Genomic DNA, 22,733 nt, shown 5'->3' with positions numbered 1-22,733 from the left:
TTTTACCTTCCTCTGAAAGGTGGGTGTTTTCATCAACATAGAGAAGATGAAAGTACTTTTACCGTATAAGCCTTGCCGAAGATGATTTCTGCTCCCTAAGGTTTGCCCCCAGCCCGGGCTCTATCGATCAGACGGGCAAACAGGAGGCATCTCTTGATTTTGTCTATGTTTCGGAGGCAGTCAAAGAATCTCACATTGCAGATCCTGCAGCGTCTTACGATGCTGCTTCTCTGCATCGCCGCTGTTGGCTTATCCATGGTGCCGTCCGCGCGTGCCCAGCTCACGACTGCGGATATCACTGGATTAGTGACAGACCAGCAGGGAAACGTCCTTCCTCATGCGACGGTGACCTTAACCAACCTGGGCACGAAAGAGTCTCGCCAGGCCCAGAGCAACGGGCAGGGAGAATATGTATTCTCATTTCTGCTTCCAGGACATTATTCTGTCCGCGTAGAAGCGCAGGGCTTCCGGGCCTTCACTGTAAGTGACATAGGAGTGGAAGCAGGTGATCGCGGCCGCGCCGATGCGCATATGATCGTTGGCTCGGCGTCGGAGACTGTGCAGGTCACAGCGGCGACGCCTCTGTTACAAGCCGATAATGCCACTGTCAGCTCCAGCGTCACCGCGGGCGCGGTAGTCGATCTGCCGCTGAATGGACGTAACTTCATCCAGGAAGTGCAGCTTGTGCCTGGAGCCAATGAAGGTCCTGGAAACGGTCTCACCAGCGGTCAGAGACCGGATGATCGACGTTCCACAAACGGATTGTCGGTCAACGGTCAGGACGACGTGCTGAACAACGAGATCATCGATGGTATCGACAACAACGAACGCATTATTGGCAGCATCGGCGTCAAGCCGTCGGTCGATTCGATCCAGGAGATATCGGTTCAGACGAATAATTACGCTCCTGAAATCGGCCGCACCGCCGGCGGCGTCATCAATGTCATTACCAAGTCCGGGTCCAATGCCTTTCATGGCTCGCTGTATGAGTTCTTCCGCAACGATGTTCTGGATGCGCGCTCCTATTTCGCCACGACCACATCTATTCCGCAGAAGCCGGAGCTGCGCCAGAATCAGTTTGGAGGCTCGCTGGGTGGTCCGATTATCAGGAACAAGACCTTCTTCTTCGGTTCTTATGAAGGCTTCCGCCTGGTACAGGCGGTGAACCCCTATACCAGCACGGTTCCCGACCTCACCAACTTCGACAGTATCAATAGCATCGGAGGTTCGTCGCCGGACGATCTGATCCAGGCGGCCATCACCAACGGCTCGTTGCCTGCCGTAAACCCTGCTCCGGGCAGCGGCGGCACCTATACGGTGGATCCGATTGCCCTGAACTATCTGAAGCTCTTTCCTGCGCCGAACGCCGCAGGCAGCAATAGCGGGGTAACGAATAACTATGTGTCCGGCGGCAACAAAACACAGTTCAGCACGACCGTGGATGCACGTGTCGATCATAGTTTTAACAGCAGCAATCAGCTCTATGCGCGCTTCACCTATAACAATGTTTCGACTTACAACCCTGCGCAGCTTCCGGTGGCCGGTCCGAATGCGCTTGCCGGAGTCATCCCCGGCGGGGGCCGGTATAACTTTTCGGGCGACGCCACCGATGTGGCCTACGGATACCAGGTCAACTACACGCACCTCTTCAGTTCGCAGCTGGTTCTCGAATTGAAGGCCGGTTACACGCGCATCAATAACTTCTCCACGCCACTCAATTACGGCAATAATGTCGCAACGGAGTTCGGATTCCCGGCGGGCACGAATAACTTCAATACCTACTCGAGCGGACTTACCGTCGCTGGGATATCGAACTTCGAAGACCTCGGCGATGGCGCGTATGTTCCGCTGCAGGATATCGACAACACGTTCCAGTACGCGGGCAATGTCTCCTATACCGTGGGTCCGCACAATATGAAGATGGGCGCGGGCCTCATCCGGCGCCAGGCGCGGAACGTGCAGAGTGCCTCTGCCGTGGGTTATTACAGCTTTGGTCTGAGCACGGACACGTCGGGCTACTCCATTGCCGATCAGAATACGAACGTGCTTGCATCCATGCTGATCGGTGCGTTTACCGGCCCGGGACGCGTCTACAACCTGACACCTCCGGATTACCGCTCGTGGGAGCCGAGCGTCTACTGGCAGGATTTCTGGAAGGTAACTCCGAATCTTACGGTGATTTATGGCGCAAGATATGACGTCTTCACTCCGTTCACCGAGGCGCACAATCACATTTCGAACTTCAACTGGCCGCTGGCCCAGACGCTCTCGGCCGACAATATCGATTCTGCTCTCCAGGTAGCAGGAGCAAACGGCGCATCGAGCACGGCGGGCATTGCCACGGATTATTCCAACTTTGCGCCGCGCATCGGCTTTGCAGCGACCGTGCAGCCCGGCACCGTCCTGCGAGGCGGCTTCGGCATGAGCTACTTCCCCGGCAACTACACCTCGAATGCCGATCTGAAGAATGTGCCCTTCGTCTCCACCTATCAGCCAAGCTGCGAATCGACCCTGGCTTATTACATCACCACCAGCCATGGCGTCTCGGCCACTCCTGTCTGCGGAACAGGAGGGCAGGGCAGCACGTCCACGCAAACGCTCTCTCAGGGACTTCCAGTTCCAAGCGCTCCTTTTGTGGCTGGACAGTCTCCTGATCTGGCCTCACTTTCCGGATTGAGCTTCAATGCGGAAAATCCCAAGCTCCGCCAGGGAGTGGTTTACCAGTACAACCTCATGGTGGAGCGGCAGCTGGGAGCCGCGGTCGCCACTCTCGGATATGTCGGGGAAGTGGGGAATCATCAGCCCCAGGTGCTGAATAACATCAATCTTCCCAGCCCGGCCGGACCCACCGCGGCGCAGTCGCAGACCTATCTTCTCTCCTCGGTGCTGCCGAACGTGGCCACGGTCGGATACTACGACAGCGAAGGCGTCTCGAATTACAACGCACTGCAGGCTTCGCTCGAGCAGCGCCTCAGCCACGGCTTTACCCTGAATGCGAACTACACCTGGTCGCATGTACTCGACGACTTCTCCGGACTGAGCGAAGAAGGCGACCAGGGCTACGGCAACGCCGATCCGCATAACCTGCGCAAGACAGAATATGGAAACGGCGACAACGATATCCGCAACCGCTTCGTGCTGCAGAGCACCTATCTCCTGCCTTTCGGCAAGAAGCTTACCGGCTTCAAGAAGCAGCTTGCCGCAGGCTGGCAATTCAATGAGATCTTTGCGATCCAGTCAGGCAAGGATTTTTCGGTGGAGAACTCTACCGCCGCGGGCTGCATCGTGCCTGATGGTCTGGCCGCCGCAACCACCGGCAACTGCGCTCATCCCTACAGCGGCTCAGAGATCGGGTCGCCGGGCAATGACCGCCCCAACATCATCGCGCCCTTCCATCGCAATAGCCCGGGCAAGGACGAGTGGTTCAATACCAGCGCATTCGAGGGGCAAACGATCGGTACCGTCAGCAACCAGGCGAGAAACCAGCTCTACGGGCCATCATTCCGGCACGTTGACATCTCGCTCTTCAAGAATTTCCCCATTCACGAGGCACTCGATCTCCAGTTTCGTGCGGAGTTCTTCAATCTTACGAACACGGTCAGCCTCTACATGCCGAATAACAACTCGGGCGACGCGCAGCTGGGCAATGGAAGTTTCGGCCAGCTGACCAACGTCGATCCGAATTACACCCCGAGACAGATACAGTTCGCACTTCGCGCCACGTTTTAAGGCGGAATCGAATAACCGTATCTTCTCGATGTGTATCTTCAGCGCGTGCCGGACATCTATTCCGGTACGCGCTGTTCTCTGTTTCCAGCACGCCTGTTATAAGCCGGGAAATTACTCCACGGTGACGGACTTGGCGAGGTTGCGCGGCTGGTCCACATCGCAGCCGCGCCGCACTGCGATGTGATACGCGAGCAGTTGCAGCGGGATGATGTCGAGCACGGGCAGCAGCAGCTCCGAGGCCGGCGGCACATAGAGCACGTGGTCGACAAGCTGCGTGATGTGCGTATCGCCTTCGATAGCGACAGCGATCACCTTGCCGGAGCGCGCCGTGACCTCCTGGATGTTCGAGAGTGTCTTCTCGTAGCGCAGGTGCGAGTCGCGGTTGGTCTCGTCCTGCGTAGCCAGCACGACCACCGGCAGCGATTCATCGATGAGCGCATTCGGCCCGTGCTTCATCTCGCCGGCGGGATAGCCCTCGGCGTGGATGTAGGAAATTTCCTTGAGCTTCAGCGCGCCCTCGAGCGCAATCGGATAGTGAATGCCGCGCCCGAGAAAGAGGAAATCGCGCGCGCCGGAGTAGATCTTTGCCAGCTGCTCGCAGACGCTGTCCGCGCTGCGCAGAATCTCTTCGACTTTGCCGGGGAGCAGGCTGAGTGACTCGACGAGGGTGCGGCTCTCGTCATCCGAGAGCGTGCCGCGCGTTTGCGCCAGATGCAGCGCGAAGAGAAACAGCGCGACGAGCTGCGAGGTGAATGCTTTCGTCGAGGCGACGCCGATCTCCGGTCCGGCATGGGTGTAGAGGGTGCCCTGCGCCTCGCGGGCGATCATGGCGCCGACCACGTTGCAGATGGCCAGCGTCTTCATACCCTTGGCGATCATCTCGCGCTGCGCAGCCAGGGTGTCGGCGGTCTCGCCGGACTGGGTGATGAGCAGGCCGATTGCATTCGGATCGGGGATGGGATCGCGGTAGCGGTATTCGCTCGCGTAATCGACTTCCACCGGCACGCGCGCCAGCCGCTCGATCATGAACTTGCCCACGATGGCCGCGTGCCAGCTGGTGCCGCAGGCGGCAATGTGGATGCGCGTGGCGCGGCGGAAGTCTTCCTCTGTGATCTTCATTTCGCCGAGGAAGACCTTGCCGGTTTCGAGCGAGATGCGGCCCAGCGTCGTGTCGCGGATGGCGCGCGGCTGCTCGAAGATTTCCTTGAGCATGAAGTGCTTGTAACCGCTCTTCTCCGCCTGGATCGGGTCCCAGGTGATGCGTTGCACGGGCCGCGTGACCGGCTCGCCGTGCAGATCGGTGAGCTTCACGCCGTCGCGGGTGAGCACGGCCACATCGCCGTCGGCGAGGAAGTAGAGATTGCGGGTGTGGTGCAGGATGCCGGGTACGTCGGAGGCGAGAAAATACTCGCCCTCGCCCAGGCTGTCCTTGCCCAGTCCGATGACGGCTGGAGGCCCGTTGCGCGCGGCCACGATCTTGTCCGGCTCATCGGCGGAGATGACGCCGATGGCGTAGGCTCCGGTCAGCCGGCGGCAGGCGCGGCGCACGGCGTCTTCGAGCGCCATGGTCTTGCCCGAGCTGGCCGCCGACCGTATCTCCTGCTCGATGAGGTGCGCGATGATTTCTGTATCCGTCTCGGTGACGAATGTGTGGCCTTCGGCGGCAAGCTCCTGCTTGAGGGCGAGATAGTTCTCGACGATGCCGTTGTGTACGACCACCAGGCGGCCGGTGCAGTCGCGGTGGGGGTGAGCGTTTTCCTCGGTGGGACGGCCGTGCGTGGCCCAGCGGGTGTGGCCGATGCCCCACGTGCCGCTGAGAGGCTGATCGCGCAGCACGGCTTCCAGGTTGCGCAGCTTGCCCGGGGCGCGGCGCAGCTCGAGCGAGGGGCCGTCGCCGCCTACGGCGATGCCGGCCGAGTCATAGCCGCGATATTCGAGGCGACTCAGGCCTTCAAGGATAAGAGGAACGACTGACTTGCTGCCGACGTAGCCGACGATGCCGCACATGGGCTGATTCTATCGGAGCTTTGCCGATGTGGAATTCCGATTCCGGTTGACGCCGTTAGTCGGCGTCTTCAAGATGGAAGGAGAACTCCTCGATCACGGGGTTGGTGAGCACTTCCTTCGCGATGCGTTCGACCTCCGCTGTGGCCGCGGCTGCATCCAGGGCGTCGCTGAGACGAATCACAAAATACTTCCCCTGGCGCACGTCTTCTATTCCCTGGTACTGCATCTTTTTAAGTGCACCGTGAATGGCCTGACCCTGGGGGTCGAGGACCGTCTGCTTGAGAGTCACGTAGACATGAGCCTTCATCGTGTCTGATTATAAATGGTTGGGCTGTCAGCGCTCCATAGCCCGCGTTCAACTCCACGCCCTACACTACTCACAGGATTTTTAGAGGAAACGGGAACAGGAAACACATGATCAATTATCTGGAACTTCCCATCGGCAAGGACATGCCGGAGGTCGTCGAAGCAGTCATCGAGATTCCCCTCGAAGGAATCAACAAGTACGAGTACGACAAGCAGCTGGGCGTTTTCCGCCTGGATCGCAACCTGTACTCGCCCGTTCACTATCCGGGCGACTACGGCTTTATCCCCTCGACGCTGAGCGATGACGGCGATCCGCTGGACGTGCTGGTGCTGGTCGATGCTCCCAGCTTCCCGGGCTGCGTGATGCAGGTGCGCCCCATCGGCGTGCTCGAGATGCTCGACCAGGGCGTGCTCGATGAGAAGATCCTTGCGGTAGGCAAGAACAACCCCCGCTACAAGGGCGTCAACGACTATTCGGAGATCTACCCGCACATCCTGCGCGAGATCACGCACTTCTTCTCGATCTACAAGGATCTTGAGGGCAAGCGCGTCGAAATCCACGGCTGGCACGGCGCCGATTACGCCAAGGAGCACATCCAGAAGGCTGCGCAGAACTTTACGGATAACAAGAAGTAGTTTTCAGGGCTCAGAGCTCAGGGCTCAGGAAAAGCGATCAGGAGGCGCCGTCGGCTTTGGCCGGCGGTGCTTTTTGTTGGTGTGCAGATTTCCGAGAGATTGTCATCTCCACCGTAATGCGCCTCTCCACTGCGGTTCGCATGGCAGCAGTTTCTTAATCTGGCGTCGGCGGCGTTGCGGAATCGATAACCACCACATCGACTGCTTCGCGAGCCGGTTTCAACTCCAATCCGGCCTGGTCGTGGAGTGCGATGGCAATCGCCTGTTCGGGTCTTTCGGATGTGCGTTCCATGGACGGCGCATCGTTGCCCGGATCTTCTGCTGTATTGATCGCAAAGTTGAAGACACCAGTCAGGCCGGTATGGTCGACGATGACCCGATCGACCTGTCCGCTGAGGATGCGAGCCAGGGTAGGCATATCGACGCCGATGCCGCGAATGTAATCCGCGTAAAAGACCATGGATCCGCTCGGAACAAGACCTCCATTCAACTTGAACGTGTCGTCTCCTTTTTCAATTGTGGTCGGCTTCAGCTTGTTGCCCTTTGGTGAGACGACGAGATCGTAGACGGGCAGCGTCCGGGTCTCGTGATGGATCTTCAGAGCGAAGCGCTCGGTCAGTGCGGGCAGTATCAGTGGGCCGCGCTCTCTCCACTTCATCTTCTGGAGCTCCGGAGTGTCGGAAGCTGCGACCTTCGCGGAGATGTCGAAATGACGGGAGTTCGACCAGGCCGGCCCTCCAAACACCAGCTCTGAGCGGACCTGGCAGGCGTATGCGACGAGGTCATGCAAAGACATGCGCAGAGCTGTCATGTCGGGGGCGTTTTCCAGCATGCCGGTTCGCGCGTTGGCGTCGGAGTTCTCGCGGATCGACACGGTTTCATAGCGCAAAGACATCCCCTGCGGAGATGCAGCCTGGCCGTGGCCCTTGCCGGCGAGGCACAGCAATAACAGAACGGCACTGATGCGGATGCGCACTCGTTCCATCCTCCTGCTTAGGACGATCGCTGTCTTTGTACCACGGCGATACGCTCTAGGATCTGGCTGTCTCCGATGCCAGCTCCTCCGGCGTGTGCTTTCCCGCCCACAGGCTGCGTGAGATCAGGTAAAAGACTGGTCCGATGGCCGCTATCAGCGCTCCGAAGGCGAGCGCCGGCATGTGCCCCATCTTCTCATCGCGTGAGGCGAAGGCGGCGTAGACGATCAGCGCCGTCGGCATGACACCGAGCGCGATGGCGCAGGCCAGGTTGCCGGCGCGGAAGGGGCGCTCGAGGTTCGGCTCGCGCAGCCGCAGCACGATCAGCGCCACGAATTCGAGGATCAGGCTCGCCCCGTAGAGGATCAGGTCGATCGAGATCAGCCGCTCGAAGCTGAACTGCAGCGCCAGCGCCCAGGCGATGCCGCAGGTCAGCAGCGCCACCCAGGGCACATCCCGTCCGTTGCGCGCGGTGAAGACCGGCGGCAGCATGCCGTCTTCGGCCAGGGCCACCGGCAGGCGGGCGTAGCTCATCATCAGGGCATTGAACATGCCCAGGCCGGAGATGGTGCCGCCGAGCACGATGGCCAGGCCAAGCCATGGGCCGGCGAGCTGCGTGGCGGCGTCCGTCCACGAGCCGGTGGTGAATTGCGCGATGGCCAGGCCGGCAAAGGCCACCGAGGCCAGCGGCACGACGTAGGTCAGCGCCACGACCCCGGCTGAGATCAGCATGGCGCGTGGGTAGTTCCGCTGCGGATTCTCGACCTCCTGCGCTACGGTCGAGGCGTTGTCCCAGCCCATGTAGTTCCACAGTGCGACCAGAATTGCCGTCGAAAGCCCGTCGCTGCCGGAGGGTGCGGAGTTCCAGAGAACATGGGCGTGCAGGCGCCATCCGTGATGCAGCGCCGCCATGCCCAGCACTGCGAAGGGCGCCAGCAGGACGACGAACAGGGTGATCGATCCATGGCCGACGGCCGGAGCGCCGCGCAGGTTCCAGAGTGCGCAGACCGCGATGAGTCCCAGCTCCCACCATGTGCCCCGCGAGCCCGCGGTCCACGCCGGGAAGAGGCGGTTCAGGTAGAGCACGAAGATCGTCGGGTAGATGGCCATGTCGAAGATGCTGGCCGTGAGTGAGAGCCACGCCTCCTGGTACCCCCAGAAGGGCCCGAGCGCGCGGCGCACCCAGACGTAGAAGCCGCCCTCATTCGGCAGGGCAGAGGCCAGCTCTCCGATCATCAGCGCCGTGGGCACGCTCCAGACCAGGGGCAGCACCAGCAGAATGATCAGCGCCTTGAGATAGCCGGCGCCGCCGAGGATGTCTTCAATGCCATAGGGGCCGCCGGAGACCATGAAATACGTGGCGGCGGCAAGAGGAATCAGCCGGAGACCGCGGCGCGCGGGCCGCGAAGAGGCAGAGGAACGAAAACGGCTGACGATGGGGCGGATGACTTTGGCTGTGCTCCTGTGTCACGCCCGAGTGGGCGGGTTGGGCAAATAGCGCAATCAGGACAGATATATCCGGAAGTATATTCGGGAGCCACATGCCTTCCGTGGACTTTTCCTCAGGAAAAGTCCACCTCTATGCACATCGAGTGGGTACGATTGTCCAGATTCCGCTCTAGATTATCGCGGATGCCGGCATGGAGAGGAAATTCTCCCGGAAAATGTCCCGGGGGCTGGGCACAGGCGACAAATCCGCTATACTGAGATTCATCGCGTGCTGGAGAGATGGCCGAGAGGCTGAAGGCGGCGGTTTGCTAAACCGTTATAGGGTTGTAAAGCTCTATCGAGGGTTCGAATCCCTCTCTCTCCGCCAGATTCCCTTCCAAAACAATCTTTTACGGGATCGTTCCACAAGCGATCAGGATGGCCGCGCGGCGTCCCACCATTGCAGCACCCGCATTGCCCGCAATGTGATCCAGCGGGATGGGTGCCCTATGCCGTCGTCGAGAGGAAACCATATCCGTCCCGGGAGACTCCAGTCGGGTGCCCATTTCCCGTCGCTCCGTCGCTTTGACCGCAGGTGCTCGATGGCCTCGCCGAGTCTTGGATCGGGAGCCGAGCCGGAAAACAGCGAAGCGGCGCGGAAATAATCGAGCGCCCGCAGGATGTCGTATCGCCAGCGACTCGGATGGAGCAGCGCAAGAAAGCGTTCATCGGCGGTCTGCCCCGTGCTCAGGCGGCGATAGAGGTGCCGCTGGAGAAGATATGCCTCGCCTGAGCGGCGCGCAGCGGAAACAGCGGCTGTGCCGCCTGTTGCCTGCTCATAGGCAAGCAGCCCTTCGAGCACGTTGAGGGTGCTGGCGAAGGACGAGCAGGCCGATCCGTTGGCCCGCTCGCAGTTCCAGCCGCCGTCGGGCTGCTGTTCTCCGAGCAGGCGGGCGACGATGCCGGATATGTCGGCGCCGAAATAAGCGCCGTCGGCGACCGTCCGGCCGTTGATGCATTCTTCGGTTTCGCCATGCCAGAAGGGTTGGCCGCCTTCGTCCCAATGACAGTTCTGCCCAACCAGCGCGATCGTGCGCTGCGCGCTTTCGCTTTTCGGGTCGAGCCCGAACTCGCGGAGCATGTTTAACGAATAGCAGGTTGCGGTCCAGGGCTGGCCGGATGTTTTCCACTCCTCGCGGGTGAAACCGGCAGGCACGAAAGCGCCGCCGGCCCATTGCCCGTCCGCGTCCTGCAGGGAAAGCAGCCTGGCGCCCCAGCCCTCGGTCTCGATCCTGGCGCGCTCCGCTGCGCATGCCGCGTCGGGAGCTTCGAGCAGGTCATGCATCACCTGCCAGCGAATGGCCGGATCGGAATCGAGGAGCCAGGCAAGGACCTCCTGATCGTGGTGAACCATTGAGCATGCTCCCGGAATCTATGTGTGTACTCTGCCGCGCTCACAGTATCCCCCAGAATATTTCCCAGGAGCGGAGCCGCCGGCTATTTGGCCAGCAGGCCGTGGTTGTGGTCGTAGCTGATAACGCGCGTGACCTTCCACTGGCCGTCCTTGTTCTGCCACAGCGTGATGAATCGGGCGTCTCCCGGACCGTTTTCCGGGTGTCCGGGGTGACTAAAACGGTGGATGCCCAGCTCTACGGCGCCGTAGTTCTTGAGCGGATAGACCTCGAGCGTATCCTTCAGCAGTTCCCGCTGTACCTTGCCGCAGATGTTTTGCTTGATGGCGGCGAGGAATGGCGCCTTCCCTACAGAGAGCCCCGTCTGATCGTGATAGAACTCCAGATCGTCGGAGACCATGGCGCCCAGCGTCTCCAGGTCGCAGTGGTTATAGGCATCAAACAGCTTCGTGTCGAGCGACTGGATGGTCTGGAAGAGGGGATCGGGCGGTGTGCGGGTTTGGGCTTCGGTCTGGGTGCTGGTCTGGGCGTACATGGTGTATCCGGAAAAGGCGAGTACGGCAGGCATGAGCAGATGGAGCAGTCTTCCGGCTTTCATGGGTATGTTTCTCCTCGCGGTGCGGCCTGCCTGAGCTTACGCAGCGCAGCGGCGGGGAGTTCCGGAAGATGCGCTTCTTTCTTCAGTGCTGAGCAGGCGAAAGGCTGGGCAGGCGTACGAAGACGGTGAGGCCGCCGCCGCGGCGGTTTTCTACGCGGATGCTGCCGGAGTGCAGGTGGATGGCGCGCTCGGCAATGGCGAGGCCGACGCCGAAGCCGCCGGTCGTGCCTTCGCGGGCCATGTCGACGCGATAGAAGGGGCGGAAGATCTCGGAAAGATACTGCTCAGGGATGCCGGGGCCGCGGTCGGCGATGAGGATCTCGATCCAGATCGGGGTAGCGCTGGAGGTGACCGGATGCATGTGGCAGGTTGCAGCGATCTCGACTACGCCGCCGGCCGGCGTGTAACGGATGGCGTTGCGAATGATGTTTTCGAGCGCGCGGCGCAGCAGCTCGGACTGGCCTTGGAGCCGCAGCGTATCGCACGCCGAGCTGTAGGTGACGCGGGTGCCGCGCGCCTCGGCCTCGAAGCGCATATCCGGCAGCAGCAGGGCGAAGATATCGCCGAGAGTAAAGGTCTCGTCGCTGGGAGGCTGACGCAGGGATTCGAGCAGCGAGAGCCGCAGTGTTTCGCCGATCAGCGCATTGAGGCGGTCGGCTTCCGCGGAGACGCGATCCATCAGCGCCGAGGATTCGGGGGATTCTTCCCGGGCAATCTCGAGAGCAACCTGCAGGCGGGCGAGCGGCGAACGGAGCTCGTGGGAGATATCGCGGATGAGCAGCTTCTGGGCTTCCACCAGCTCGCGAATGCGGTCGGCCATGTGGTTGAAGTCGATCATCAGGGTGCGCACATCGGCGCCGCCGAAATCCTTCCAGCGCGAGGGCGCGACGGGGAGGCGGACATCCATGTCGCCGGCCGAGAAGCGGCGGAAAGCTCGCCGGAGCGCACGAACCGGCCGCGTGAGGATGTAGGCAAAGAAAAAGGTGACGATGATCGAGATCGGCAGGGCAACTGCCGGTAGATGCGGCCACCAGGGCCGCTGCGGGTCATGGATGCGCTGGATGAAGTAGTAGTACTCGCCGCTCTTGATGCGGACCTGGCGCGCCTGCACCCACCAGCCCTGCTCACGCAGGGAAACGGGATGGGGTTCTTCATGGGCCTGGCGGAGCAGATCGGCGACGGGCTTTTCAAGGGGCGGCGCGCAAATTGCGCGCCCGCTGCTGTCCGCCAGGGTGATGGCGCTTCCCAGTGCGGCCAGGCCTGCGCAGCCGTCTGCCCGGTATTGTGCGATGGCGGTGTTTGCCAGGGCATCGACCGATGTGTCGAACGCATCCCGAACCTCGTCCCAGGTACCCGGATCGTCTTGCGGCGTAAGCACGGTAACGGCAATGAAGATGCCGACAATGATGATCCAGAAAGAGAGGAATATCTGCAGAAAGAAGCTGCGCATGGTCAGCTTTCGAGATAGAAAAGATAGCCGTTGGAGCGTACGGCCTTGATGCCGCCGGAGAAACCGGGCAGCGCTTCGAGTTTACGCCGCAGGCGGGAGACAAGCATGTCCAGGCTGCGGTCGAGCGGGCGATAGGGGCGTTCGAGGATGCGCTCGACCAGCTGCTCCCGGTTGAGCACCTCCGACGGGTGAGTCAGGAAGTGGTGCAGCAGATCGAATTCGAGATCGGTGAGCTCGAGCGCCTGATCCGCGTAGCGGATGGTACGCACCGCGTGGTCGATGGTGAAGCTGGCCGTGGGTGCATGGGGCTCTTCGGAGGAAGTAGATCGCGGCGCGCCGCGGCGCACGATGGCGCGCATGCGGGCCAGCAGCTCGCGCGGATTGAAGGGCTTCGGCAGGTAATCATCCGCGCCGAGCTCCAGGCCGACGATGCGGTCGATCTCTTCGCCGCGCGCGGTGAGCAGCAGCACGTAGACGTCGGCGTCGGCGCTGTGGCGGAGCCGGCGCAGCAGCTCGAAGCCGTCGAAGTCGGGCAGCATGACGTCGAGAACGATGAGGCCGTGGCGCATTTCGAGCGCCGCGGTAAGGCCGCTGGAGCCGCGATGGGCCATGGAAACGCTCCAGCCATGGCGGCTGAGATAGTCCTGCAGCATGCGGCACAGCTCGACGTCGTCATCGATGAGCAGCACGGTGTCGAGTTCGGCGGGCCCGGGAGAGGCACTCATCGTTTCGTTCGCGTTCACCTTCTTTAGTTTGCGCCTGTTCTCTCGCGCTGCGTAGGGTTCGTGACGATCTGTTACATACGATGACGAACCGTGACACAGTATTACGTTCGCCGCCCCATTTCTGCAGTCTCCTAAAAGAGCACACTGCTCCGCGCACAGTTTCTTCCTAAGGATGACCATGAACGACGAACAGACATCGCAAGGCACAGCTCCCTCCTCATCGAAGAAGAAACATTGGCTGGCATGGCTGCTGGTGCTGCTGGTGGTCGGCGTACTGCTGCTGCCGCTCCTGCACCGCGCGATGCCTGCGGGCGGCCCCGGTGGTCCCGGCGGCCCTCCAGGCGGTGGACCGGGCGGTCCCGGTGGCATGGGCGGCGCGAATGCAGGCACTTCCGTGACTGTCTCGCCCGTGGAACAGGGATCGATGGACATCTACCTGAATGCGCTGGGCACGGTGACGCCTGAGCATACGGTTAACGTCTACAGCCAGGTGAGTGGCGAAGTGCTGGCGGTGAACTATCGCGAAGGCCAGATGGTGAGCAAGGGCCAGTCGCTGGTGGAGATCGATCCGCGGCCGTATCAGGCGCAGCTGCAGGAGGCGATGGGCACGCTCAAGCATGACCAGGCAGCGCTCGACGCGGCGCGCAACGACCTGAAGAAGTATGAGATCGCCCTCAAGGGCAACGCCGTCAGCCAGCAGACCTACGACGATCAGCTGGGCACGGTGAAGCAGTACGAAGGCACGGTCGAGAATGACGAAGGCACGGTGGCCTATGACAAGGTGCAGCTTGCCTACTGCCATATCACGGCGCCGCTCTCCGGCCGCATCGGCCTGCGGCTCGTCGATCCCGGCAACACGATCTTCTCCGGCTCTTCGAGCACCATTGCGACCATCACGCAGCTCAACCCGATGACCGTGGTCTTCGCCATTGCGGAAGATCATGTGCCGCAGGTGATGCAGGCGGTGAAGCACTCGGCGCTGAAGGTGGATCTCTACGATCGCGCCCAGCTGAACAAGCTCACAACCGGCAAACTGCTGACGCTCGACAACCAGGTGGATACCACCACCGGTACGGTGAAGCTGCGCGCGGCTTTCGATAACGCGAATAACGCGCTCTTTCCGAATCAGTTTGTAAACGCGAAGCTGGAAGTGGGCACGCTCGAGAATGCCAACCTGATTCCCACGGTGGCCGTGCAGTACAACGGCCAGCAGGCTTTCGTGTACGTGGAGAAGTCCGACAAGACCGTGGCGCTGACGAATGTCACGGTGGTGAATGCGGACGAAGACAAGACCGCGGTGACCGGCATCACGCATGGCCAGACGGTGGTGACCAGCAACTTCGACCGCCTCCAGGATGGAGCCAAGGTAAGCGTCGCTTCGGCAGCGGGCCCGGCGGGTCCCGGACCGCGATGAGCCTGTCCCGCCCATTCATTCTTCGCCCGGTGGCGACCATCCTGATGATGGTTGCCATCCTTCTGGTGGGTGCGGTGGCCTATTTTCAGCTGCCGATCTCCGCGCTGCCGGAGGTGAACTATCCGACCATCTCGGTGCAGACGCTCTATCCGGGCGCGAGTGCGGATGTGATGTCGTCGACCGTCACCGGGCCGCTCGAAAAGCAGTTCGGCCAGATCCCCGGCCTGGCGCAGATGACCTCGACGAGCTCGGGTGGCGCGTCGGTGATCGTGCTGCAGTTCACGTTGAAGGAAGACATCGACGTGGCCGAGCAGGAGGTGCAGGCGGCCATCAACGCGGCCAACAGCTATCTGCCGACCGACCTGCCGGTGCCGCCTGTCTACAGTAAGACAAACCCGGCCGACGCGCCGGTGCTGACGCTGGCGCTGACCTCGAAGTCGATGGCGCTCTCCGACATTCAGGACCTCGCCGACACGCGCTTCGCGCCGAAGATCTCGCAGCTCAGCGGCGTGGGTCTGGTTTCGATCCAGGGCGGACAGAAGCCTGCGGTGCGCATCCAGGCGAATCCCGCTGCGCTTTCTGCCTACGGGATCGGGCTGGAAGATGTGCGCACGGCGATCAGCGATGCCAGCGTAAACGGCTCGAAGGGTACATTTAACGGCCCCCAGCAGGCGTATACGCTCGATGCGAACGACCAGATCCGTTCGGCCAGCGAATACAAGAACATCGTCGTCGCCTACAAGAACGGCTCGCCGGTGATGCTGAGCGATGTGGCGAATGTCTTCAACGGCGTCGAGAATTCGCAGCTCGCCGCATGGATGAATCAGACGCCGGCGATCATCGTGAATATCCAGCGGCAGTCGAATGCGAACACCATCCAGGTGGTCGATTCGATCAAGGCGCTGCTGCCGCAGCTTGAAGAGTCGCTGCCGGCCTCGGTGAAGGTGACGGTGCTCACCGACCGCACGACGACCATCCGCGCTTCGGTGGATGACGTCGAATTCGAGCTGATGCTGACCATCGGCCTCGTTGTCGCGGTGATCTTCATCTTCCTACGCAGCTGGCGCGCGACCATCATTCCCTCGGTGGCCGTGCCGCTCTCGCTCGTCGGCACCTTCGCGGTGATGTACGCGATGGGCTACAGCCTGAACAACCTCACGCTGATGGCGCTCACCATCTCGACCGGCTTCGTCGTGGACGACGCCATCGTGATGATCGAGAACATCAGCCGTTATCTCGAAGAGGGCATGGCGCCGCTCGAGGCCGCACTCAAGGGCGCAAGCGAGATCGGCTTCACCATTCTCTCGCTGACCATCTCGCTGATCGCCGTGCTGATCCCGCTGCTCTTTATGGGCGATATCACCGGGCGGCTCTTCCGCGAATTTGCAGTGACGCTGGCGGTGACCATCATCGTCTCGGCGGTTGTTTCCCTGACGCTGACGCCGATGATGTGCTCCAAGCTGCTGAAGCACACGCCTGAATCCGAGCAGGGCCGCTTCTATCACTGGTCCGAAAAGATGTTCAAGGACATCATCGCCTTCTATGGGCGGACGCTCGGCTGGGTATTGCAACGCCAGGCGATGCTGCTTGTCATCGCCGCCGCTACGCTGGTGGGCGCAGTACTGCTCTACGTCGTCATCCCGAAAGGCTTCTTCCCGATCCAGGATACGGGCATCATTCAGGCCGTGACCCAGGCTCCGGAGGCGACGAGCTTCGACGCGATGACTTCGCGGCAGAAGGCCGTGGCGCGCGTGATTCTGGAAGATCCGGCGGTCGAGTCTCTCTCCTCCTTCATCGGCGTGGACGGCACCAACACCACGCTGAACAGCGGCCGCATGCAGATCAACCTGAAGGCGCTTTCGACGCGCGGCGTGAGCGCAACCGATGTAATCGAGCGTATGAAACCGAAGCTCGCGCAGATCACCGGCATCCAGACCTACATGCAGCCGGTGCAGGACCTCACCGTGGAAGACCGTGTGAGCCGCACGCAGTACCAGTACACGGTCGAGGACCCGAGCCTCGAGGAGCTCAACAGCTGGACCGCGAAGCTGCTCGACAAGATGAAGACGCTGCCCCAGATCGAGGATGTAGTCAGCGATCAGCAGCCGAATGGCAATGCGATCGACATCGGCATCGATCGTGTGACCGCGTCGCGTCTCGGCATTACGCCGCAGACCATCGATGACACGCTCTACGATGCCTTTGGGCAGCGGCAGGTCACGACGCTCTACACGCAGACTAATCAGTACCATGTGATTCTGGAGGTCGATCCAAGCTTCCAGGTGAGCCCGAAGAACCTGGAAGAGATTTATCTGCCGAGCAGCACCAGCTCGAGCTCGACCAGTTCGTCTTCCTCCGGCTCGTCGTCTTCGAGCAGCTCCTCAAGCTCTTCGTCGAGCTCGACCGGAACCTCGCAGCTGACGGCGTCTTCGACTTCCGGCGTTTCATCGACGACCTCGAACAGCACGACGCTGGGCACAACCAGCAACTCGACGACGCTCGGGACTTCCTCGTCCACCAGCTCACTCTCTTCGTCTTCGACAAACAGCACGGTGCTGCAGACAGCCTCGACCAGCGGAACGACATCCGCGGTGAGTACCGCTGCAAGCAGTGGCGGCAGCTCGAGCTCCTCCACCAGCACGAGCGCTGCGCAGCCGATTCCGCTCGCGGCCTTCACCACGGCGACGAAGACGCTCTCGCCGCTGACCGTCAATCACCAGGGACAGTTCCCGGTCGTGACCCTCTCTTTCAACCTGGCGCCGGGCTATCACCTGAGCCAGGCCGTGGATGCGATCGAGAAGGTGCAGAAGGACCTGCATCTGCCGATCAACGTGCAGGCCAAGTTCCAGGGCACGGCAGCGTCGTATCAGAACTCGCTGAGCAATGAAGGATGGCTGGTCATCGCGGCGCTGGTCACGGTGTACATCGTGCTCGGCGTGCTTTATGAGAGCTTCATTCATCCGCTGACGATTCTCTCCACGCTGCCTTCGGCCGGTGTTGGAGCGCTGCTGGCGCTGATGCTCTTCAAACAGGATCTCGGCATCGTGGGCATCATCGGCATTGTGCTGCTGATTGGCATTGTGAAGAAGAACGGCATCATGATGGTCGACTTTGCGCTTGAAGCGGAGCGGCATCATGGCAAGACGCCGAAGGAGGCCATCTATGAGGCCTCGCTGCTGCGCTTCCGTCCGATTCTGATGACCACGCTGGCAGCGCTCTTCGGCGGTCTGCCGCTGGCACTCGGCCATGGCATCGGCGCGGAGCTGCGCCGTCCGCTGGGCATTGCGATGGTCGGCGGCCTGCTGCTGAGCCAGCTGCTTACGCTTTACACCACGCCGGTCATCTATCTCTGGTTTGACTGGCTGGGCGAGAAGCTCGGTGTGCGTCAGCGTGTTCAGCTCGATCCGGCGCTGGAAGGAGAAGTATGAACCTCTCCGCTCCCGCGATCCGGCGACCCATCGCCACCACGCTGCTGACTGTGGCGGTGGCGATTGCCGGCATCATCGCTTTCATCGTGCTGCCGGTGGCTCCGTTGCCGCAGGTCGATTCGCCGACCATCTCTGTGAGCGCCTCGCTGCCCGGCGCAAGCCCGGAGGTGATGGCTTCCTCGGTGGCGACGCCGCTCGAACGCGAGTTCGGGCACATCGCCGGGGTTACGGAGATGCTCTCGCAGAGCTCCACTGGCTCGGCTTCGATTTCGCTGCAGTTCGATCTGAATCGCAATATCAACGCGGCGGCGCGCGACGTGCAGGCGGCCATCAGCGCTGCGCGCACCTATCTGCCGACGAACCTGCCTTCGAATCCCACCTATCGCAAGATGAATTCTTCGGATTCGCCGATCGCGATCATCAGTATCACCTCGGATTCAGCAGGCGTGGGCGCGCGGTACGATTCGGCCTCAACGATTCTGGAACAGAAACTGTTACAGATCAGCGGCGTCGGCGAAGTGGAGATTGGCGGCGGCACGCTGCCGGCGGTGCGTGTCGAGATCAACCCGCTCCAGCTGCAGCACTACGGCATCAGTCTGGCGACGGTTGCGACCTTCCTGTCGAACCAGAATGCGCACACGCCCACCGGCGAGCTGACCAACGGGCAGACGGTCACCTATCTCCATACCAACGACCAGCTCTCGAAGGCCGAGGATTACAAGCCGCTGGTGATTGCGCAGCACAACGGCACGGCGGTGCGGCTGGAAGACGTTGCCGACGTGGTGGACTCGACCGAGAACCTGCGCGCCGGCGGCATGATGAACGGCCAGCAGACCATCGATCTGATCATCTTCAAGCAGCCGGGCGCGAATGTGATCAACACGGTCGATCAGATCAAGGCCGAGTTTTCTGCGCTGCAGGCGGCGATCCCGCGGAATCAGCATCTGACGCTCACGCTCGACCAGACGACGACCATTCGCGCCTCGCTGCACGATGTCGAACGCTCGCTCATCATCTCGATCGGCCTGGTGGTCGTGGTCGTCTTTGTCTTCCTGCGCAACTGGCGGGCCACGCTGATTCCGGGCATTGCGGTTCCGGTGTCGCTGATCGGCACCTTCGCGGCGATGTACCTGCTGGGCTACTCGCTCGACAATCTTTCGCTGATGGCGCTGACCATCTCCACGGGCTTCGTGATCGACGATGCGATCGTGGTGATGGAAAACATCGCGCGCTATCTCGAAGAGGGCATGACGCCGGTGGCTGCCGCGCTGCGCGGCTCGAAGGAGATCGGCTTCACCGTTCTCTCGATCACCATCTCGCTGATTGCCGTCTTCATTCCCATCCTGATGATGGGCGGCGTCGTGGGGCGGCTCTTCCGCGAGTTTTCCGTCACGCTCGCAGTGGCGATTCTCATCTCCATGGTGCTCTCGCTGACCACGACACCGATGCTCTGCTCGGTGCTGCTGAAGAAGGAGAAGCAGGAAGGGCATGGGCGGCTGTATCACGCCTCGGAACGGGCCTTCAACGTGCTGGTGCGTGGTTATGAGCGCAGCCTGCGCTGGGTGCTCCGCGATCATGCCGGGCTGGTGCTGCTCTTGTTCTTCTGCACCATGGCTCTGAATATTTTGTACCTGACGCGGGTACAGAAAGGCTTCTTTCCGCAGGAAGATACCGGCGTCATCATGGGCGGCCTGCAGGGTTCGCAGGATGCCTCCTACGACAAGATGCATGCCGCAGTGACACGGGCGGTGAACATCGTGCGTGCCGATCCCGGGGTGAAGAATGTCGTCGCGTTTACCGGCGGCGGCATGGGCTCTTCGAACAGCGGCTTCATGTTCGTTGCCCTCAAGCCGCTCGAAGAGCGCAAGGTGAGTGCGACCGATATCGTGAACCGCCTGCGTCCGAAACTGATGGCGATCAAGGAGGCGCAGACCTTCCTGATGGCCGCGCAGGATCTGCACATCGGCGGACGGCAGTCGAACTCGCAGTACCAGTACACGCTGCAGGCGGATTCCACCGACGATCTGAAGAAGTATGTGCCGATACTGACGCGTGAGATGAAGAAGCTCTCTTCGCTTACGGACGTGGATTCGGATCTGCTGGCAGGGGGACTGGAGTCCTACCTGACCTATGACCGCATGACCGCGGCGCGGCTGGGGCTCACGCCGAACGACATCGACAACGTGCTGAATTATTCGTACTCGCAGGCTCAGCCTTCGACGATTTACAAGCCGCTGAATCAGTACCACGTCGTGCTGGAGGCAGATCCGCACTTCAGCACAGGGCCGGATGCGCTGCGCAATACGTACGTGACGGGCTCGGATGGCGCAGTGCCCATCAGTGCGATCAGCAGCTACCAGGCGCGTACCGGGCCGCTCTCGGTGAATCACACCGGGCTTTATCCGTCGTCGACGATCTCGTTCAACCTCGCTCCCGGCGTCTCGCTCGACCAGGCAACGCAGCAGGTGAACGCACTCGAAGACCGGCTGCATATTCCGAAGAGCATCCATGGCAGCTTCACCGGCACGGCGCAGCAGTTCCAGAAGTCGCTGGGCAATGAGCCGGTGCTGATTGCCGCTGCCATCGGCGCGGTGTATATCGTGCTGGGCATTCTCTACGAGAGCTTCATTCATCCCATCACGATTCTGACCACGCTGCCTTCGGCCTCGCTGGGCGCGGTGATCACGCTGATCCTCTTCAATTCCGAGCTGGATGTGATCTCGATTATCGGCATCATCCTGCTGATCGGCATTGTGAAGAAGAACGCCATCATGATGATCGATTTTGCGCTGCAGCTCGAGCGGGAACAGGGAATGAAGAGCGAGGATGCGATCTTCCATGCCTGCCTGCTGCGTTTCCGCCCGATTCTGATGACGACGGCTGCGGCTTTTTTCGGCGCGGTACCGCTTGCCTTTGGAACCGGTCTCGGACACGAGCTGCGCCAGCCGCTCGGACTTACCATTCTCGGCGGCCTGGTGGTGAGCCAGGTGCTGACGCTTTACACCACACCGGTGGTTTATCTCGTGCTGGACCGGTTGCGGCTGCGCCTGAGAGGCCGCAACACCGTGATCCCGATGGCACGGCCCCAGGAGGCTCTATGAACGCCCGAACCCCTGTACAGAATTCCGTCCGAAATTCCGCCCAGGCGCTGCTGTTCAAGGCAGCCGGCGCAGCGCTGCTCGTGGCGCTGGCAGGATGCAATGTCGGTCCCAAGTATCAGCGCGCCAGCATGCCCGCGCCGCCGGCCTACAAGGAAAGCCAGCCCGGCTCGCCCGAGGCGCAGGCCACCGGCTGGAAGCAGGCCAATCCGCAAGACACAATGCTGCGCGGCAAGTGGTGGGAGATCTTCGGCGATTCCGAGCTCAATCAGCTCGAAGAGTCGCTGCTGATTAACGACCAGAATCTCAAGCAGTATTTCCAGAACTACATGGCCGCGCGCGCCGTGGTGCGCTCGGAGCATGCCTCGCTGTTTCCCTCGCTTACCGCCGGGCCTTCGTACTCGCGGGAGGGCACAGGCAGCGGCAGCACGGCGAAACTCGAGTCCAGCAGCGGTTCGACCAGCACAGAACTGGCTGGCTCCGTATCCTGGGAGCCGGATCTCTGGGGCAGTGTCCGCAACACACTGCGCGCCGACCAGAATGCGGCGCAGGTGAGCGCTGCGGACCTGGCCAACGAGACGCTGAGCGAGCAGTCAAGCCTGGCGCAATACTATTTCGAGCTGCGCGGAGAGGACGCGCTGCAGCAGGTGTATGACAACACAGCTGCGAGCTATAAGCAGTACCTTGAGCTGACCAAGACCCTGCGCCAGTCCGGCATCGATACGGATGAAGATGTGGCCGAAGCCGAGACCAATCTGCGTTCGGCTGAGGCAAGCGCTGTGGCCGTGGGCATCACGCGCGCGCAGTATGAGCACGCCATCGCGCTGCTGCTGGGCAAGCCGGCGAGCTCCTTCTCCATGCCGGTGCGGCCGCTCGATGCGAAGCTGCCGTATATTCCTACCGGCGTGCCGTCGCAGCTGCTCGAGCGGCGGCCGGATATCGCCGCGGCCGAACGCACGATGGCCGAAGCCAACGCGTATATCGGCGTGCAGAAGGCAGCGTATTATCCGACGATCTCACTCAGCGGCAGTGCCGGCACGCAGAGCTCCGATATTACGCAGCTCCTCGGCTGGCCGGCGCGCTTCTGGTCGCTCGGCGCTTCGGCTTCGGAGACACTGCTCGACTGGGGGCAGCGCAAGGCGAATGTGCAGAACTACCAGGCGCAGTACAACGCCGATGTCGCTTCTTATCGGCAAACGGTACTGACGGCATTCAAAGAGGTGGAAGACTACCTGGTCTCCTGCCGTATGCTCTCCGAGCAGATTCAGAAGCAGCAGCTTGCCGTCGACTCGGCGCAGCGGTATCAGGACATCGCGACGACACGCTACAAGTCGGGTGTGGATACTTACCTGAACGTGCTCACCGCGCAGAATACGCTGCTGACGAATCGCCAGTCGCTGGCGACCTTGCAGATGAATCAGATGGTGTCCGCCGTCGAGCTGATTGCCGCGCTCGGCGGAGGCTGGGACACTTCACAGCTGCCGACGGTTTCCGAGGTAACGAAGAAACCATAACTGCGGCCAATGGG

The 22,733-nt window shown here is 61.4% G+C and carries 14 protein-coding genes, 1 tRNA gene and 1 pseudogene; 8 read left to right on the top strand and 8 right to left on the bottom strand.

Translation table 11 applies throughout. The features are described 5' to 3' along the window. Positions 1-165 precede the first annotated feature (165 nt). Positions 166-3,729 carry a carboxypeptidase-like regulatory domain-containing protein gene (locus ESZ00_RS18945; protein WP_229741154.1) on the top strand — a complete coding sequence of 1,188 codons (3,564 nt, stop codon included), beginning with the start codon at positions 166-168 and terminating at the stop codon, positions 3,727-3,729. Between the two features lie 111 nt (positions 3,730-3,840). Here the strand turns inward: ESZ00_RS18945 and glmS are convergent, their stop codons facing one another. Both glmS and purS read right to left on the bottom strand, forming a co-directional pair. Continuing rightward, positions 3,841-5,736: a glutamine--fructose-6-phosphate transaminase (isomerizing) gene (gene glmS / locus ESZ00_RS18940; RefSeq protein ID WP_129209965.1), complete on the bottom strand. Its 1,896-nt coding sequence runs from the start codon at positions 5,734-5,736 to the stop codon at positions 3,841-3,843. A 55-nt stretch (positions 5,737-5,791) separates the two neighbouring features. After that, a complete protein-coding gene (purS, locus tag ESZ00_RS18935) occupies positions 5,792-6,043 on the bottom strand; it encodes a phosphoribosylformylglycinamidine synthase subunit PurS (RefSeq protein ID WP_129209964.1) in 252 nt (83 codons plus the stop codon). 107 nt (positions 6,044-6,150) lie between these two features. On the opposite strand from purS, the gene ESZ00_RS18930 reads away from it, so the two are divergent. Further along, positions 6,151-6,678 carry an inorganic diphosphatase gene (locus ESZ00_RS18930; RefSeq protein WP_129209963.1) on the top strand — a complete coding sequence of 176 codons (528 nt, stop codon included), beginning with the start codon at positions 6,151-6,153 and terminating at the stop codon, positions 6,676-6,678. A gap of 154 nt (positions 6,679-6,832) precedes the next feature. On the opposite strand, the gene ESZ00_RS18925 is transcribed toward ESZ00_RS18930, so the two are convergent. After that, positions 6,833-7,663 carry a TIGR03435 family protein gene (locus ESZ00_RS18925; RefSeq protein WP_129209962.1) on the bottom strand — a complete coding sequence of 277 codons (831 nt, stop codon included), beginning with the start codon at positions 7,661-7,663 and terminating at the stop codon, positions 6,833-6,835. A 46-nt stretch (positions 7,664-7,709) separates the two neighbouring features. Next, positions 7,710-9,002 (bottom strand): APC family permease, encoded by a 1,293-nt coding sequence (locus tag ESZ00_RS18920; protein ID WP_129209961.1) that lies wholly within the window; start codon positions 9,000-9,002, stop codon positions 7,710-7,712. A gap of 372 nt (positions 9,003-9,374) precedes the next feature. Between ESZ00_RS18920 and ESZ00_RS18915 the strand changes: the two genes are divergently transcribed. Next, positions 9,375-9,468 (top strand) — tRNA-Ser (locus tag ESZ00_RS18915). A 45-nt stretch (positions 9,469-9,513) separates the two neighbouring features. Here the strand turns inward: ESZ00_RS18915 and ESZ00_RS18910 are convergent. The 4 genes from ESZ00_RS18910 to ESZ00_RS18895 form a co-directional block, all read right to left on the bottom strand. After that, on the bottom strand, positions 9,514-10,494 hold the full coding sequence (locus ESZ00_RS18910) for a prenyltransferase/squalene oxidase repeat-containing protein (RefSeq protein ID WP_129209960.1): 981 nt from the start codon (positions 10,492-10,494) through the stop codon (positions 9,514-9,516). An 83-nt stretch (positions 10,495-10,577) separates the two neighbouring features. Further along, on the bottom strand, positions 10,578-11,090 hold the full coding sequence (locus tag ESZ00_RS18905) for a nuclear transport factor 2 family protein (RefSeq protein WP_229741119.1): 513 nt from the start codon (positions 11,088-11,090) through the stop codon (positions 10,578-10,580). Positions 11,091-11,172: 82 nt separating this feature from the next. Beyond that, positions 11,173-12,540, bottom strand: a complete 1,368-nt coding sequence (locus ESZ00_RS18900; protein WP_129209959.1) for a sensor histidine kinase — start codon at positions 12,538-12,540, stop codon at positions 11,173-11,175. Between the two features lie 2 nt (positions 12,541-12,542). Then, positions 12,543-13,265, bottom strand: coding sequence for a response regulator transcription factor (locus ESZ00_RS18895; RefSeq protein WP_129209958.1), 723 nt, complete (start codon positions 13,263-13,265; stop codon positions 12,543-12,545). A 178-nt stretch (positions 13,266-13,443) separates the two neighbouring features. On the opposite strand from ESZ00_RS18895, the gene ESZ00_RS18890 reads away from it, so the two are divergent. The 5 genes and pseudogenes from ESZ00_RS18890 to ESZ00_RS18875 all read left to right on the top strand — a co-directional run bounded on the left by ESZ00_RS18890 (position 13,444) and on the right by ESZ00_RS18875 (position 22,719). Further along, positions 13,444-14,679 carry an efflux RND transporter periplasmic adaptor subunit gene (locus tag ESZ00_RS18890; protein WP_229741118.1) on the top strand — a complete coding sequence of 412 codons (1,236 nt, stop codon included), beginning with the start codon at positions 13,444-13,446 and terminating at the stop codon, positions 14,677-14,679. Then, positions 14,676-17,084: pseudogene (locus ESZ00_RS18885) on the top strand (efflux RND transporter permease subunit); the annotation flags it as partial. The gene ESZ00_RS18890 and the pseudogene ESZ00_RS18885, both read left to right, overlap by 4 nt. Before the next feature lie 147 nt (positions 17,085-17,231). Then, complete coding sequence (locus ESZ00_RS20540) at positions 17,232-18,107, top strand: efflux RND transporter permease subunit (protein WP_373283915.1); 876 nt, start codon at positions 17,232-17,234, stop codon at positions 18,105-18,107. Next, the gene (locus ESZ00_RS18880) at positions 18,104-21,208 is read left to right on the top strand and encodes an efflux RND transporter permease subunit (RefSeq protein WP_129209955.1); all 3,105 of its coding nucleotides are present in this window, start codon (positions 18,104-18,106) and stop codon (positions 21,206-21,208) included. Before ESZ00_RS20540 ends, ESZ00_RS18880 begins: the two co-directional genes overlap by 4 nt. Beyond that, complete coding sequence (locus ESZ00_RS18875) at positions 21,205-22,719, top strand: efflux transporter outer membrane subunit (RefSeq protein WP_129209954.1); 1,515 nt, start codon at positions 21,205-21,207, stop codon at positions 22,717-22,719. Before ESZ00_RS18880 ends, ESZ00_RS18875 begins: the two co-directional genes overlap by 4 nt. Positions 22,720-22,733 lie beyond the last annotated feature (14 nt).

This window comes from Silvibacterium dinghuense (genome assembly GCF_004123295.1).
In the GTDB taxonomy this organism is placed as follows: domain Bacteria; phylum Acidobacteriota; class Terriglobia; order Terriglobales; family Acidobacteriaceae; genus Silvibacterium; species Silvibacterium dinghuense.
Note: the sequence above shows the minus strand (reverse complement) of the source record. Positions and strands in the feature narration are given on the sequence as shown.